The following is a 14,481-nucleotide window of genomic DNA, read 5'->3' on the forward strand; positions in this document are numbered from 1 at the left end:
TCTTTGTTTTACAAAATTACTTATACGTGCAAATGTTAAAAATCATCTCCTACTCACTCTTTAAAGAATTTACCGGATTCTCCATCGCCGCTTTCAAACTCCGCCATAAAAGAGTAAGCAAAGCGACAGCAACAGTCAGGGCACCTGCTAATATAAAAATCCACCAACTTATTTCTATTCGTCGCAAATAGGATTCCAACCAACGACTCATAAAATAATAAGCCAATGGACAAGCGATTATAAATCCGATTAATATAGGTTTCAAAAAATTAATGTTCAACAACCAGACAATTTCTGATATCTTCGCTCCATTTACCCGCCGGATCCCTATTTCTTTCCTTTTCTGTTCCATCATAAAAGTAGCGAGTCCGAATAAACCTAAACAAGAAATGAGAATAGCCAGCACAGAAAAGAAAGATACCATACGAGAAGTCTGCTTTTCTGATGTTAGCCAATATTCCACATCTTCATTCAAAAAACGTACGACAGGTTGTTCTCCGAAAATTTCTTCCGCCCGTTTTTTTATTCGGTCATAAGCTTCTCCTAATTTTCCCCCGGTTACCCGTATATTTACAATATTCACCCAATCTCTTTCTTCCGGAACAATGGGAAAAATAACTAAAGGTTCTTCTACAGCTTTAAAATCATTAAAAAGGAATTGATCCACCACTCCCAAAATTTTAATTTTAGGTCCTTCGTTATCGTTCTGAAAATATTTTGCTAAAACGTCTTCTCCTATCAAATCCGCCAATTTCCGATTTACGATCACCCCATCCTGTGATTCCGTAAAAAATTGCCCCTCTTTTAACTGTATATTATATACTTCAAAAAAATTTTTATCTGCAAACAACATCGAAATCAAGGGATTTTCTGAGGGATCTTTTCCTTCCCAATTAAACCCGACTCCATTCCAATAAATAGCGGTGGGAAGAGAAGTCGAAACGCTGACAGAACGTACATCTGCATCCTTTAAAAGCTCGTCCCGTAAGACAAAAGCCTTTTGAACCTGTGACTGATTCCGCAAAGACACATATAAAACTTCATCCCATTTATATCCCAGATCCATGGTCTGATACATCCGGATCTGACGGGAAATGATTAAAGTACATACAATTAAGGTAATAGACACGACAAATTGCAAAATGACCAGACTCTGACGCAAGCGTGCACTCCACAAACCGACAGCATTCCGGCCTTTTAACACTTTTACCGGCTGAAAAGAAGACAAATAAAACGAGGGATACAATCCAGCCAATAATGTCGTGACAATCAACATAATTCCTCCAATCCAGAACACTTCCGGACGGATTAAATCGGAAACACTAAAACTACTACCGATAATCGTTCCAAAAATGGGTACAATCGCATAAGCCAGCAAAAACGCCAGAAAATACGAAATCAACACCAATATAAACGCATTGGAAAGATAGGCGAATACCAAACTTTTCCGGGAAGCCCCAACGACCTTCCGTATTCCTGTCTGTACCGCATTCTGAGAAAAAGCTGCCGTGGAAAGATTTACAAAATTAATACAGGCAATTAATAAAATAACCAAAGCAATCAAACCCATCAAACGAACCTCCCGAATATGCCCATAAGCATATAAATAACGATCCTTTAATTTTTCAGTTTTAATATATAATTTACTTTCCGGCTGTGCTTTTAGGGCACGGTCCTTTACTTCTGCTGCAAATTTTTCGTAATCCGTCCCATTTTTTAACAGAACATAACTTTCAAAACTATTGTTGTACCAAGCATCCAATCCTTCCTGTCTGCGTTCTATAGGTAAAAAGATAATTTCTTCTCTCCCTTGCCGGGCCACTGTCCGTTGCTTGGGCAAATTTTCAATAACTCCACACACGGTAAAAGTACCGAACTCGAATTCCAAAGGCTGATTTAGAGGCGATTTATTTCCAAAAATTATTTGTGCAGCTTGACGGGTAAGTACACAACGATCTCTCTCCCCTTCGACAAAAGGCCGTCCTTCTACGACTTGTAAATGAAACAAATCGAACAAATCATAATCCGCATCATAAGCGGAAATGCCGAAACTTTCAGTTTCATATTTTACGGTACGGGCCGCACTACACAAACGTACCGCTTTCTCCACCTCCGGCCGTTCCATCTTCAGCGTAGGAGCTACTGCCGGCGAAACACCCCAAAAAGGACTCCGCCCTTCATGATATCCCTGAAGGGTAGTAATCCGATCAATATCTTTAAACGATCGATCAACCTCCACCTGTCCCACAATCCACATCACAATCAATAAACAGCAAGCAAGTCCCGGGACCAAACTCAACATATCAATGATAGAAGACAATCGATTATGCCTAAAATGCCGGGAAAAATTTAAAAAAATATTCATACTTCTGAAATGTTACACAATAAAATAACAATACTCCGCTTTCTTCAAAAAATCTTCTCCCCTTCTTTTAAATCCGCAATCCCCCTTCTACATTTGCCAAACCTTCTTTTAAATAACCATCCATAATATTTACGATACGAGTCCCATACTTTGCATTCTGCTCCGAATGGGTTACCTGAATAATAGTCATTCCTTCCTCTTGATTCAGCTTTTTCAATAACTCCATAATTTGCCTTCCCTGTTCTGAATGTAAATTACCTGTCGGTTCATCTGCTAATAATAACTTCGGCCTAGCAACAATCGCACGGGCAATACCAACCAATTGCTGTTGCCCACCAGACAACTGTTCCGGGAATAAATCCTGTTTTGCCACAATATTAAAGCGATCCAGTATATCGGCCACAATGGCCTTCCTTTCCTTCCCTTTTACCCCTTTATAGACTAAAGGCATCTCTATATTCTCATATACATTCATGTCTTCCAACAGATGGTAAGCCTGGAATATAAAACCGATATAATTCCGATGACATAAATTCTTATCTTTTTCCGTCATCTTATGTACCGGATTTCCCATAAAATAGTATTCTCCCTCGGAAGGTTCATCCAACATACCAATAATATTTAATAAAGTAGATTTACCTGCTCCACTGGGTCCCATAATACTTACAAATTCCCCCTCCTTTACAGTAAAATTGACATTTTTCAATATAAAGGTACGCTGGAAACGAGATTTATAATACTTATCTACATTTTTTAGTTCAATCATAACTGTGGTATTTAATTTTTTCTAAAAATTTACAAAACCCATGCCATATCCAATAAATAATTCATTATCAATCCTCTAAAATTTATCATTCCTCAGAAAATGTCTAAAAATTAGACAATCTTGTCTAACTATTAGACAAACACCTGCAAATCGGTTCTCCTCTGTTTGTCTACCAAGAATAAAATAAATGTCAATATTCTTTACAATTTCCAAAACTTGTAATTTAAATTTTCAGTTTCCAATTTTTATTAGTTACTTTAGAATGCAGAAAAAAGAAAAATATATCCTAATTCTTTAAAGTGGATAAAAAATAATCATTTATAAACCTGTCAGAAATTCAAGTTTATCTTTTTGAAAGAAACTGAAGTTCTGCACTTTTAAAATTAATCCAATTATGGAAACACAGGCAGCCAGAGAACTAATCGACTTTATTAATGAAAGTCCCACTAATTTTCATGCTATTCTGAATCTCAAGAAACATCTTTTAGAAAACGGGTTCAAACAGTTGTTTTCCGGTGAAAGCTGGAATATAGAAAGAGGAGAAAAGTATTTTGTCACTAAAAATCATTCCTCACTTTTTGCTTTTATTCCCGGCAGCGGCGACATTGCCGAAAACGGATTTAAATTTATCTGTGCCCACAGTGACTCTCCCACCTTCCGGATCAAACCTCACGCAGAAATGCTCGTAGAAGGGAAATACCTCAAACTGAATACGGAAGTATACGGAGGACCTATTTTATACACCTGGTTCGACCGCCCTCTCTCTATGGCAGGCCGGGTGATGCTTAAAAGTGAGAATCCTTTAAAACCCATTACTCAATTTGTCAATTTCAAACGTCCTCTGCTGACAATCCCTCATCTGGCAATCCACTTTAACCGGGCTGTAAACGATCAAGGCAATCCGTTAAGTAAGCAAAAAGATATGTTGCCGGTATTGGGCATGGTAAACGAGCATTTTGAAAAAGACAATTATTTACTGAAGCTGATTGCTGCCGAAATGCAAATCCAACCGGAGGAAATCCTCGATTTCGACCTGACCCTTTACAATTTTGAAAAAGGTTGCCTGACAGGAGTAAATCAAGAATTTATTTCTTGCGGAAAACTGGATGATCTGGCAATGGTGCATGCCGGCATGAAAGCTCTGCTGGATTCTAAAGAATGCCGGAAAACAAAAGTATTGGCTATATTCGACAACGAAGAAGTCGGAAGCGGCACTAAACAAGGCGCCGGTTCTCCTGTATTGAGGACCATCATCGAACGTATTGTATTCAATCTGGGAGGAGGTCCGGAAGATTTATACCGGGCTATCCATAATTCTTTTATGATTTCCGCCGATATGGCTCATGCTTTACATCCAAATTATGCTGAAAAACACGATCCGACCAATCATCCGCTTATGAACGAAGGACCGGTAATCAAAATCAATGCAAATCAGAAATACGTCACAGACGGAGATTCTGCAGCTGTTTTCCAAACAATCTGTCGCCTGGCAGGTGTACCTTATCAAACATTCGTCAACCAATCGGATATGGCAGGAGGTTCCACCCTCGGCAACATCTTACTCTCTCAAATGGAAATGCGGGGAGTAGATATCGGTAACCCGATGTGGGCTATGCATTCTGTACGGGAAACAGGAGGTACGCTGGATCATCATTATATCATCCAAGCCTTTACCACTTTCTATAATATCTGAGGTAAATAAAAAGGGTAAGTGAAACCAATTTAAAGGTTTAAGTGTTTAAGTGTTTAAATAAAAAAGCTTTTTATTGTACGAGAGTTTTTTGAAAGGAAGAGGAACAGAAAAATGTTCTTGATTCCTCTTTTAAACACTTGAACATTTAAACTTTCTTTTTCATCAAATTTGTCTATCGCCATGGCTCGAATAAAAACAGCTTTGTATTCTACTCTACCCGGCCAAAAGGTTCAAAACAGAATGGCTCCCCGTCCTAAAATTATAGAAGGTTTCGAAGGTATACATTCAGGGCCTCCGATTAAAAGCGCCGTTCTGATATTGATTATGCCGGATAATAACGAATTGGCTATTCCTTTTATCCAACGCACAAACCGGGGAAGATACCATGCCGGACAAATAGCCCTACCCGGCGGGAAAATGGAACTTTGCGATAAAGACGCGATAGAAACAGCATTACGGGAGTGCGAAGAAGAGATCGGAGTTTCCTCCAAAGAAATTTCAATTCTGGGAACTTTAAGCGAACTGTATATTCCCCTGAGTAATTACAATATTACTCCCATTGTAGGTACTGTACTTCAAAAACCGGCATTTACCCTCTCTCCAAACGAAGTAGAAAAAGTTATTTCTATCCCTTTGAGCGTATTGTTTAATCCGGATCACAAATCTACCTCCTCTTTTTCCCGGCACGATCATAAAATCATAGCTCCCGGATATCGGATAGGCGAATACTTCATCTGGGGAGCAACGGCTATGATCATCTATGAGATGGAGCAAATTATGAAAGATAATACCCGACATATCGAGATCACAAAAAACCAAAAAGAATTTTATCAGAATCCTCCTGCATTTCCCCAATAAGTAAATAGCTTTTTTCTAAAATATTTATTGCAGCTGCCGGATTCTTACGTCTATCGAAGGCTCATCTTTCAATTGTTGCTGTAGTTCACGAATAGGGGTTTCCCCATAATGGTAAGGATATAAAATCCGCGGTTTAATCCATTTTGCCGCTCTGACAGCCTGAGGAACGGTCATCGTATAAGGCTGATTAACAGGCAAAAAAGCAATATCAATATTTTTCAAATCCTGCATTTCCGGAATATCTTCCGTATCTCCTGCAATGTAAATGCGTGTTCCTCCCAAAGTGAGAATATATCCATTATCCCGTCCCCGAGGATGAAATTTATCCCGTCCCGGAGTCGTATTATAAGCCGGTACAGCTTCTAAAAACAGGTAAGGGGTCAATTGCTCCCGGTCTCCATTTTTCATCACCCTGCCTTTCTGTAATTGCTGATAAGAGGAAGGGTTACTGACCAATATCGTTCCTTCCTTTTCAGCAGCGGCAATAGCTTTCGGATCCAGATGATCGTAATGTTCATGCGTAATTAAAATAATATCCGCTTTCGGGAACTTCGTATAATCGGCATATGCTGAAATCGGATCTACCTGAATAACATGTCCGTCATATAAAAACATCAGACTCGCGTGCTTGATAAACGTTATTTCCAGTTTTTTCCCCTCTTTTGTAGTAAAAGTATCGGTCTCGAAGGAATTCGCCTTAGTGGTCATCGTACTTAGTAAACAACACATCATTATTATTCCATTTTTCATCGGTCATTTTTTTATTGTCTAAAGATACAAAAACGAAAGAATAACCGGATAACAAAAAACGAAATATTTTACGATCCATCTGGTGCAAAAGTTCTTTTACCGGCCCCATTCCTTTCCCAGAAAGTGTATGAACCAAACGAACGTTCTGAATTGATCCCTTCCACATTCAAGAGTTCGGAGGCCTGAACTCTTTTTGACCTATAAGCTTATGCAAAGACCTATCGAAAAGTAAAAGACAAAACGAAAAAATGCTGTTCTTACTTTTCAAACTTTTCCATTATCTTTACAAAAAGTTTAAGACTTAAAAATATGGAAACGCGTAAATTTAAAACAACAGCCAAATGTCAAGGCTGTGTGGCTAAAATCAAACCTTTTTTAAATCAAATTATTTCAGAAGATCAATGGGCTTTTGATCTTTCGGGAACAGATAAAATATTGACCGTACAAAGTGATTGTCCGGAGGAAAAAATTATTCAAGCCTTACAAAAAGCAGGATTTAAAGCTGAAATACTGAAATAAATAACCTAAAAGGAAGCTGTCGTTCACTTTTTTAACCCAAAGGCGAATGCTGCTATGCCGGAGGAGAGGGAATTATATTTTTAAAACATCTCTCCTTAAAATTAATTCTTCATTTTTGTATCCCTAACTTCAAAATAGATGAAAATTATTACTTATAATGTCAACGGGCTCAGAAGTGCTCTTTCCAAAGGTTTTACAGATTGGCTCACCAACGAACAACCGGATATTGTCTGTCTTCAGGAAACAAAAGCCCAGCCGGATCAGATTCCGACTTTGGAATTCGAAATGTTAGGATATCACTCTTATTTTTTCTCTGCCAAGAAAAAAGGCTATAGCGGAGTCGCCATCCTTACAAAAAATATTCCGGATCGGGTCATCAGCGGAATGGGAATGCCTCAATACGATGACGAAGGTCGCTTTTTAAGAGCAGATTACGGAGAACTGTCTGTCGTAAGTGTTTATCATCCTTCTGGAACTTCCGGAGAAGAAAGACAAGCTTTCAAAATGAAATGGCTGGAAGATTTTCAAAACTACGTACTGGAATTAATACAAACCCGGCCTCAATTAGTGCTTTGCGGAGATTATAATATCTGTCATCGTCCCATAGATATTCACGATCCGGTCCGTAATGCCCACAATAGCGGTTTCTTACCGGAAGAACGGGAATGGATGAGTCGCTTTCTGGAAAGCGGTTTTATCGATACTTTCCGCTACTTTCATCAAGAAGAACCTCATCATTACACCTGGTGGAGCTTTCGGGCAAATGCCCGGGCAAACAACAAAGGATGGCGTATCGATTATTGCATGGCAAGTCCGGCAGTACGCCCTTTGTTAAAAGATGCCTCTATTTTACCTCAGATCAAACATTCCGATCATTGTCCGGCCGTACTGGAATTAAATTGCTGAATGACATTTGAAAAGAGGTGTTTGATAAACCTTTTCTACAACGGTATTGTCAAATGTAGAGTACAAAACTATTATTTACAAACAAATCGTTATTTTTGCAGCAAAATAAATACGACATATTATGATAAAATCCATGACCGGTTTCGGAAAAATGACAATAGAAACCGGAAATAAAAAAATCGTCATCGAAGTCAAAAGTTTAAATTCCAAACAACTCGATATTAATCTCCGGATCCCCAATCTTTATAAAGAAAAAGAAATGGAAATCCGCAATCTTATTAAAAATTGGCTGGAAAGAGGTAAAATTGACGTCTGTATTTATTTTGACAATTCCGAAACGGAAAAAGCAGTGAGCATTAATTCGCTTGTCGTGGAACAATATTTCAAACAAATGCTGGAGGTTGCAAATACGTTAGGAGTTCAAATCAACAATAACGAACTGTTACAAACGATCATGCGTTTTCCGGATACACTCAAACAACCTTCAGAAGAATTAGATGAAGCAGAATGGCTGCAACTAAAAGCCGGGACGGAAAAAGCACTGGAAATGACAGATTTATTCCGCAAACGGGAAGGGGAAGTTTTAATAAAAGATATTTTACACCGCATTGATTTGATAAAGGCTTACGCAGCAGAAGTACCTCAATACGAAGGAAAACGTATCGAAGGAGTAAGACAGCGGTTGCAGGAGAAAATGAAAGAATGGCAGGAAATTCAGAATATCGACCAGAACCGGATGGAGCAAGAAATTATCTATTATTTGGAAAAGCTGGACATCACAGAAGAAAAAGTACGTTTAGCCAATCATTGCCAGTATTTCATAGAAACAGTAGAAAAAGAAGAAGCCCCAGGACGTAAATTGGGATTTATCGCTCAGGAAATCGGCAGGGAAATTAATACAATGGGATCGAAAGCCAACGATCACGATATCCAGAAACTGGTAGTACATATGAAAGACGAATTGGAAAAAATCAAAGAACAAAGTTTAAACATTTTATAATACAAACACCGGAATAGCAGGCCTAAAAATTTGACATATTTCAATAAACATCGAAATGACAGGAAAAGTAATCATTTTTTCAGCTCCGAGCGGAGCAGGTAAAAGTACAATTGTCAATTATCTTTTAAGTAAAAATTTAGGATTAGAATTTTCTATTTCGGCCACCTGCCGACCTCCCAGAGGAAAGGAACAACACGGAAAAGAGTATTATTTTTTTACCCAGGACGATTTCAAAAAAAAGATCGCAGCCCATGAATTTTTAGAATGGGAAGAGGTATACCCGGGCTGTTTTTACGGTACCTTACAAAAAGAAGTAGAACGAATCTGGGCAAAAGGACAGGCAGTTTTATTCGACGTAGATGTAAAGGGTGGAGTAAATATTAAAAAGAAATTCGGGGACCAAGCACTTTCTATATTTATACAAGCACCTTCTATCGATATACTGAAAAAACGACTTATCTCCCGAGCCACAGATAGTCCCGAAAAAATCGAGGAACGAATAGCCAAAGCGGAATATGAAATGTCCTTTGCCAGTCAATTCGACACGATTATTGTCAACGACAATTTAGAAACGGCACAAAAAGAGGCAGAACAAAAAGTCAAAGCGTTTTTAGCCCGGTAACCGTAATTTTTTCTATAATCCCTTTAAAACGGGTAAACTGATATGATATTTCACAGCCAACAGTCGGGCTAAAATTACCCCTATGGCGGAGATTAACTGTGTCAAAGCTGCCGGCAATCCCAGCCACATGCAAATGTAAAACACCAAACCTCCCCATACACAAGCTAAAGCATAGATCTCTTTCCGGAAAATCAAAGGAACCTCATTAATAAAGACATCCCGGATCACTCCTCCGGCAGCTCCGGTTGTCATTCCCATAATAATAGCCACCCAAAAAGCAAAACCACAAGTCAGACTTTTCTCTATTCCGACCACAGCAAATAACCCCAAGCCGATAGCGTCAAAAATAAAAAACGTATTATTCAAACGAATGACATATTTCCCAAAAACAATCACAAACACCAAAGCTAAACCCGTCACAATCATATAGGCAGGTTGAGTCATCCAAAAGGGAGTGACTCCTAATAAAATATCCCGGATCGTTCCTCCTCCGATTGCCGTAGCTAATCCCACCACATAAGCACCAAACCAATCAAATTGTTTCGCCGAAGCCAATCGGATACCGCTAATGGCAAAAGCAAAAGTTCCGATATAATCAATAATGGTAATAAAATCTATCATAGGTACTATTTTGAACTACAAATAAAAGATACTCGTTTAAACATTTTTCTCTCCTCCATTGCAGTACTTTCTTTCTCTTTTTATTTTTAGCGGACGCAAAAGTAATAATAAAATTATATATTTGAAATGCTATATAAAACCGGATTTTTACCGCTATTCATAGCTTTCGATTTTTTGCTTCTTTTCTTAAGGGAAAGAAGCAAAAGGAAAGAGAAAACTCAGTTTATTTTACAGACGACATATGACAGGACTTTTTTTCGGATCTTTTAATCCGATACATAACGGACATCTGAACATTGCGGAATATATTCTTCAACAGCAATATTGTGAAGAAATCTGGTTTATTATCAGTCCGCAAAATCCCTTTAAACAAGAAATTCACCTCCTGGAAGAGAATTTACGGCTAAAAATGGTGGAAGCCGCTTTAAATGCCCATCCTCAGCTAAAAGCCTGTAATATCGAATTCAACATGCCGAGACCCTCTTACACAATCGATACCCTTCAGAAACTTTCAAACCTCTATCCAGATAAAAAATTCGCCTTGATTATTGGTGAAGACAACTTAAAAAATTTTCATCTCTGGAGAGAGCACGAACGGATTGCCGCTACCTATCTTATATATGTTTATCCCCGGCCTTCTGTTCATACCACCAATATTTATTTCCCCAATTTAGTGAGGATAAAAGCTCCCTTATCCAAGATTTCCTCTACAGAAATCCGGCAAATGATCCGGGAAGGAAAAGATATCAGCGCTCTGGTCCCTTCTGCTGCACTGAAGTTGATTGAGACATACTATCTATAAAAATCCTGTAAAAAATAAGCAAAATGTTGTTCTCCACTTAAATAAAAATATACGATATCAATATTTTTAACAAATATCTTGTATCCGGACCCAGACAAATTACGTTATCTCTCCAAACTAACTCTTTCATCCTTATGACATACAAGATTGCTTTTTTTGACACTAAACCTTACGATAAAACATTTTTCGACAAGGCAAATGATGATTACGGATTTGATATCCGTTATTACAAAGGCCATCTCAATGAAAATAATGTCGTCCTTACCCAAGGAGCAGATGCAGTTTGTATTTTTGTCAATGATATAGCGAATGCAGCAATCATCAATACTTTGGTGGACAATGGAGTGAAGCTATTAGCCCTTCGCTCGGCAGGCTTTAACAATGTAGATTTAAAGGCTGCTGCAGGAAAACTACCGATAGTACGGGTACCTGCTTATTCCCCTTATGCCGTCGCAGAATATGCTTTAGCTCTTATGCTGTCTCTGAATCGGAAAATTCACCGGGCTTATTGGCGTACCCGTGACGGAAATTTTTCTTTACACGGCTTAATGGGATTCGACATGCATGGGAAAACAGTAGGTATTATCGGCACAGGGAAAATTGCCCGTATCCTTATTCAAATCCTTAAGAGTTTTGGAATGAACATATTAGCCTATGATATCTATCCGGATGCAAAAATTGTAGAGGAATTACAATTTACTTATACGTCTTTATCTGATCTTTACCACCATTCCGACATTATTTCTCTGCATTGCCCCCTGACAGATCAAACCCGGCATATGATCAACGAGGATTCCATCTCAGCCATGAAAGATAACGTTATGATCATCAACACCGGCCGTGGACAACTGATCCGTACAGAAGACTTGATAGAAGGTTTAAAAAACAAAAAAATAGGAGCAGCAGGCTTAGATGTATACGAAGAAGAAGGACCTTACTTTTATGAAGACAAATCGGACAAAATTATTGACGATGACACATTGGCCCGTCTGCTTTCCTTTAATAATGTAATCGTGACTTCCCATCAGGGGTTTTTTACAAAAGAAGCCCTGAAGAACATAGCAGAAACTACTCTAAAAAACATACAGGATTTCGCAGCAGGGAAACCACTGGAAAATGAAATTAAAAACGAATCAAACGAATAATAAGATTATCTCTAAAGTTTTTCCGGACAAATAAACAACTTTCAACACCTGTGAATTAATAACTTACATATCTTTGACAGACAAAAATGAATTCTGACAAATAGATATGCATCCAAGATTTTCGTCCTACCCATCTGTATAGCACTTCTTCCTTCGCCCAGGAACATTTTTCTTCCAAAAGTTAAAATCCTGACTTTTGGAAGAAGTTTTTACCCTTAGAAAGCTATTCTTTATCATAAATTTCTGTTTCTTCTTTCTGAAACATTTTCAATTCCTTTAAATTCTTTCGGATTTCCTGAATATTTCTTAAGTATATTCGATAATAAGACCAAAAATAAAAAACAGCTAAAATCAGAAATACAAGCACTGGAATCAGATAAAACCCTGAAGTACGTTGATTCTTCCAATAAAAAACGATTGAAAGAACAAAAATACCAACGATTCCTCCTACCAAAAACTCCATCCGAATCAATTTCTTATACAAGGTAATATTTTTTAAAGTTTGCAGTATATTAAAAGTGGTCGCTTCACAACGAAACAAGTACATTATTTTCAGAGCCTGCCATAAAAAACCTAAAATACAAATCCCCCCTAACATTTCCGCACAAGGAGCTCCGTGACAAAGGACATTCATCAAGTGGTGTTTCAAAATGACAATAAAAAATATTACTGTAATAATCACTAGAGATAAAACTTCATAACTGATCAATCTATTCCAGGCAGAATGAGTACGCTCAGTAAACAAAGTATAGAGTAAATGCTCGTTAATCTTTTCATTATTTTTTAAACAATCCTCTAGTATAATCCACCTATTTTTCAGTTCTTCCAGTTCCATAATAAAAAATTTTATTGATTCGACATTTTTTTGAGTTTCTCCTTTATGCGACAAAGTTTTGTAGCGACATTTGTCTGGGATAAGCCGGTGATAATTGCAATTTCGGCATATGATTTTTCTTCTAACCAAAGGAGAATAAGAGCCCTTTCGATATTTCCCAGGCAATGGATTAAAGCATAAAGTTCTTGAATTTGTGAAGAAAATACATTTTCTTCATAAGCGAAATCCCAAGATTCAGTAAGTCGTAGAGTTTGAGGATGCCGGGAAAAGCGACGAAAAAAAGTAATACAACTATTTAAAGCAATCCGGTAAATCCAAGTAGAAGGCTTACTTTCTTTTCGAAATTTCGGAAATCCCTTCCAAAGATTAATTATAGCTTCCTGATAGAGATCATTTAAATTCTCTCGGTCCTTAGCATAAATATAACAAACTTTCCATATTACATTGCGATACTGCTGTATCAAAGCTGTAAACTCTTTTTCGATACTATGTTTATCCATGTTTCTGATTTTACTCCCTTAGACGTAAAAAACATGAAAAAATCACAATCTCTTTCCTATTTTTTAAAAATAAAATTCCCCCTCATTATTTAGTTTTACAAACCAAATAATCAGGATAATAACGAACATCATTTTATTTCTCCAAGGTTTCCTGTCCGAAAAGATAATATTTTCTATAACGACCTTAATTCTCCTCTATCAAAGGTTTAAAACCATGTCCTAAAATTTCCTTAGAATCAATGACATTGATAAAAGCATTCGGATCGATTTCCTGAATACGATGACGAAGGATCATCATTTCACGGCGAGTAAGCACGGTATATACGACATTCCGGCTTTCTCCCTGATACATACCTATAGCCGGGAGTAAAGTTGCTCCCCGGTTTATATCCTGCAAAATAACTTTTTTTACAGCTTCTACATTATTGGTGACGATCATCAGAGTTTTGTATACGGAACCGCCTTCCAGCACCACATCAATAACCTTCCCTTCTATAAAGACGACAATCCAGGAATACATCGGAAGCGTCCATTCCCCAAATGCTAGTACAGTCGTCAGCGTAATGGTACAATCCACTAAGATAACCAATTGTCCCAAGGAGATATGAGTGTATTTATTTAAGATCATAGCTATAATATCCGACCCCCCGGAAGTCGCCCGCGATTTAAAAATCATTCCGATCCCGATCCCATAAACAATTCCTCCAAAAATAGCAGATAAAAGCTGTTGATTTTCCCCTAAAAGCGCTTCATAACCATAAGTTGCATGTATCAAACCCATAAATAAAGGAATGGCAAAAGTACATATCACCGTTTTGATACCGAACTTAGGACCTAAAAAATAAATCCCGATCAAAAGAAGAGGCACATCCATACACAAAGCAGTCAATTCCGTGCGCCACCCTAATAAATGATGCAAAACAATAGCCAATCCGTATGTTCCACCCGGAGCAAAACGATTAGGCTCTGCAAAAAGAACAGCTCCTAAGGCAAAAACAAAACAACCGCCCAATAACCAACTATACGTGATAAAAAAATCTTTTGAAAACAATTTTTCTTTCGTTACAAAGCTCATAGAATATTTTATTTTTAAGTTTTA

General features: G+C 37.7%; 15 protein-coding genes. 8 read left to right on the forward strand and 7 right to left on the reverse strand.

Annotated elements, in window-relative coordinates:
- Positions 1–49: 49 nt before the first annotated feature.
- Both HMPREF9449_RS11740 and HMPREF9449_RS11745 read right to left on the reverse strand, forming a co-directional pair.
- Positions 50–2,365 (reverse strand): ABC transporter permease, encoded by a 2,316-nt coding sequence (locus HMPREF9449_RS11740; protein WP_009137482.1) that lies wholly within the window; start codon positions 2,363–2,365, stop codon positions 50–52.
- 67 nt (positions 2,366–2,432) lie between these two features.
- Positions 2,433–3,131 (reverse strand): ABC transporter ATP-binding protein, encoded by a 699-nt coding sequence (locus tag HMPREF9449_RS11745; RefSeq protein WP_009137483.1) that lies wholly within the window; start codon positions 3,129–3,131, stop codon positions 2,433–2,435.
- A gap of 394 nt (positions 3,132–3,525) precedes the next feature.
- Between HMPREF9449_RS11745 and HMPREF9449_RS11750 the strand changes: the two genes are divergently transcribed.
- Positions 3,526–4,824 carry a M18 family aminopeptidase gene (locus HMPREF9449_RS11750; RefSeq protein WP_009137484.1) on the forward strand — a complete coding sequence of 433 codons (1,299 nt, stop codon included), beginning with the start codon at positions 3,526–3,528 and terminating at the stop codon, positions 4,822–4,824.
- A 180-nt stretch (positions 4,825–5,004) separates the two neighbouring features.
- Positions 5,005–5,682, forward strand: a complete 678-nt coding sequence (locus HMPREF9449_RS11755; protein ID WP_009137485.1) for an NUDIX hydrolase — start codon at positions 5,005–5,007, stop codon at positions 5,680–5,682.
- 24 nt (positions 5,683–5,706) lie between these two features.
- On the opposite strand, the gene HMPREF9449_RS11760 is transcribed toward HMPREF9449_RS11755, so the two are convergent.
- Positions 5,707–6,432, reverse strand: a complete 726-nt coding sequence (locus HMPREF9449_RS11760) for an MBL fold metallo-hydrolase (RefSeq protein ID WP_009137486.1) — start codon at positions 6,430–6,432, stop codon at positions 5,707–5,709.
- Positions 6,433–6,741: 309 nt separating this feature from the next.
- Between HMPREF9449_RS11760 and HMPREF9449_RS11770 the strand changes: the two genes are divergently transcribed.
- The 4 genes from HMPREF9449_RS11770 to gmk all read left to right on the forward strand — a co-directional run bounded on the left by HMPREF9449_RS11770 (position 6,742) and on the right by gmk (position 9,479).
- Complete coding sequence (locus HMPREF9449_RS11770; RefSeq protein ID WP_009137488.1) at positions 6,742–6,951, forward strand: heavy-metal-associated domain-containing protein; 210 nt, start codon at positions 6,742–6,744, stop codon at positions 6,949–6,951.
- A gap of 138 nt (positions 6,952–7,089) precedes the next feature.
- On the forward strand, positions 7,090–7,857 hold the full coding sequence (locus tag HMPREF9449_RS11775; protein ID WP_009137489.1) for an exodeoxyribonuclease III: 768 nt from the start codon (positions 7,090–7,092) through the stop codon (positions 7,855–7,857).
- A 121-nt stretch (positions 7,858–7,978) separates the two neighbouring features.
- On the forward strand, positions 7,979–8,857 hold the full coding sequence (locus HMPREF9449_RS11780; protein WP_009137490.1) for a YicC/YloC family endoribonuclease: 879 nt from the start codon (positions 7,979–7,981) through the stop codon (positions 8,855–8,857).
- Positions 8,858–8,912: 55 nt separating this feature from the next.
- Positions 8,913–9,479, forward strand: a complete 567-nt coding sequence (gmk, locus tag HMPREF9449_RS11785) for a guanylate kinase (protein WP_009137491.1) — start codon at positions 8,913–8,915, stop codon at positions 9,477–9,479.
- 12 nt (positions 9,480–9,491) lie between these two features.
- Here the strand turns inward: gmk and HMPREF9449_RS11790 are convergent, their stop codons facing one another.
- A complete protein-coding gene (locus tag HMPREF9449_RS11790) occupies positions 9,492–10,100 on the reverse strand; it encodes a trimeric intracellular cation channel family protein (RefSeq protein ID WP_009137492.1) in 609 nt (202 codons plus the stop codon).
- Positions 10,101–10,341: 241 nt separating this feature from the next.
- Between HMPREF9449_RS11790 and nadD the strand changes: the two genes are divergently transcribed.
- Both nadD and HMPREF9449_RS11800 read left to right on the forward strand, forming a co-directional pair.
- The gene (gene nadD, locus HMPREF9449_RS11795; protein ID WP_009137493.1) at positions 10,342–10,902 is read left to right on the forward strand and encodes a nicotinate (nicotinamide) nucleotide adenylyltransferase; all 561 of its coding nucleotides are present in this window, start codon (positions 10,342–10,344) and stop codon (positions 10,900–10,902) included.
- Between the two features lie 134 nt (positions 10,903–11,036).
- Positions 11,037–12,047: a 2-hydroxyacid dehydrogenase gene (locus tag HMPREF9449_RS11800; protein WP_009137494.1), complete on the forward strand. Its 1,011-nt coding sequence runs from the start codon at positions 11,037–11,039 to the stop codon at positions 12,045–12,047.
- 223 nt (positions 12,048–12,270) lie between these two features.
- Here the strand turns inward: HMPREF9449_RS11800 and HMPREF9449_RS11805 are convergent, their stop codons facing one another.
- The 3 genes from HMPREF9449_RS11805 to HMPREF9449_RS11815 form a co-directional block, all read right to left on the reverse strand.
- A complete protein-coding gene (locus tag HMPREF9449_RS11805; RefSeq protein WP_009137495.1) occupies positions 12,271–12,882 on the reverse strand; it encodes a hypothetical protein in 612 nt (203 codons plus the stop codon).
- An 11-nt stretch (positions 12,883–12,893) separates the two neighbouring features.
- A complete protein-coding gene (locus HMPREF9449_RS11810; RefSeq protein ID WP_009137496.1) occupies positions 12,894–13,382 on the reverse strand; it encodes an RNA polymerase sigma factor in 489 nt (162 codons plus the stop codon).
- Positions 13,383–13,566: 184 nt separating this feature from the next.
- Entirely contained in the window at positions 13,567–14,457 is an 891-nt protein-coding gene (locus HMPREF9449_RS11815; protein WP_009137497.1) for a YitT family protein, read from the reverse strand.
- Positions 14,458–14,481: the final 24 nt, after the last annotated feature.

Source organism: Odoribacter laneus YIT 12061 (assembly GCF_000243215.1).
GTDB lineage: Bacteria > Bacteroidota > Bacteroidia > Bacteroidales > Marinifilaceae > Culturomica > Culturomica lanea.

Coding starts and splice junctions, on each gene's coding strand:
- HMPREF9449_RS11740 (WP_009137482.1), bottom strand. CDS start 2,365: ATGAATATTTTTTTAAATTTTTCCCGGCATTTTAGGCATAATCGATTG.
- HMPREF9449_RS11745 (WP_009137483.1), bottom strand. CDS start 3,131: ATGATTGAACTAAAAAATGTAGATAAGTATTATAAATCTCGTTTCCAG.
- HMPREF9449_RS11750 (WP_009137484.1), top strand. CDS start 3,526: ATGGAAACACAGGCAGCCAGAGAACTAATCGACTTTATTAATGAAAGT.
- HMPREF9449_RS11755 (WP_009137485.1), top strand. CDS start 5,005: ATGGCTCGAATAAAAACAGCTTTGTATTCTACTCTACCCGGCCAAAAG.
- HMPREF9449_RS11760 (WP_009137486.1), bottom strand. CDS start 6,432: ATGAAAAATGGAATAATAATGATGTGTTGTTTACTAAGTACGATGACC.
- HMPREF9449_RS11770 (WP_009137488.1), top strand. CDS start 6,742: ATGGAAACGCGTAAATTTAAAACAACAGCCAAATGTCAAGGCTGTGTG.
- HMPREF9449_RS11775 (WP_009137489.1), top strand. CDS start 7,090: ATGAAAATTATTACTTATAATGTCAACGGGCTCAGAAGTGCTCTTTCC.
- HMPREF9449_RS11780 (WP_009137490.1), top strand. CDS start 7,979: ATGATAAAATCCATGACCGGTTTCGGAAAAATGACAATAGAAACCGGA.
- gmk (WP_009137491.1), top strand. CDS start 8,913: ATGACAGGAAAAGTAATCATTTTTTCAGCTCCGAGCGGAGCAGGTAAA.
- HMPREF9449_RS11790 (WP_009137492.1), bottom strand. CDS start 10,100: ATGATAGATTTTATTACCATTATTGATTATATCGGAACTTTTGCTTTT.
- nadD (WP_009137493.1), top strand. CDS start 10,342: ATGACAGGACTTTTTTTCGGATCTTTTAATCCGATACATAACGGACAT.
- HMPREF9449_RS11800 (WP_009137494.1), top strand. CDS start 11,037: ATGACATACAAGATTGCTTTTTTTGACACTAAACCTTACGATAAAACA.
- HMPREF9449_RS11805 (WP_009137495.1), bottom strand. CDS start 12,882: ATGGAACTGGAAGAACTGAAAAATAGGTGGATTATACTAGAGGATTGT.
- HMPREF9449_RS11810 (WP_009137496.1), bottom strand. CDS start 13,382: ATGGATAAACATAGTATCGAAAAAGAGTTTACAGCTTTGATACAGCAG.
- HMPREF9449_RS11815 (WP_009137497.1), bottom strand. CDS start 14,457: ATGAGCTTTGTAACGAAAGAAAAATTGTTTTCAAAAGATTTTTTTATC.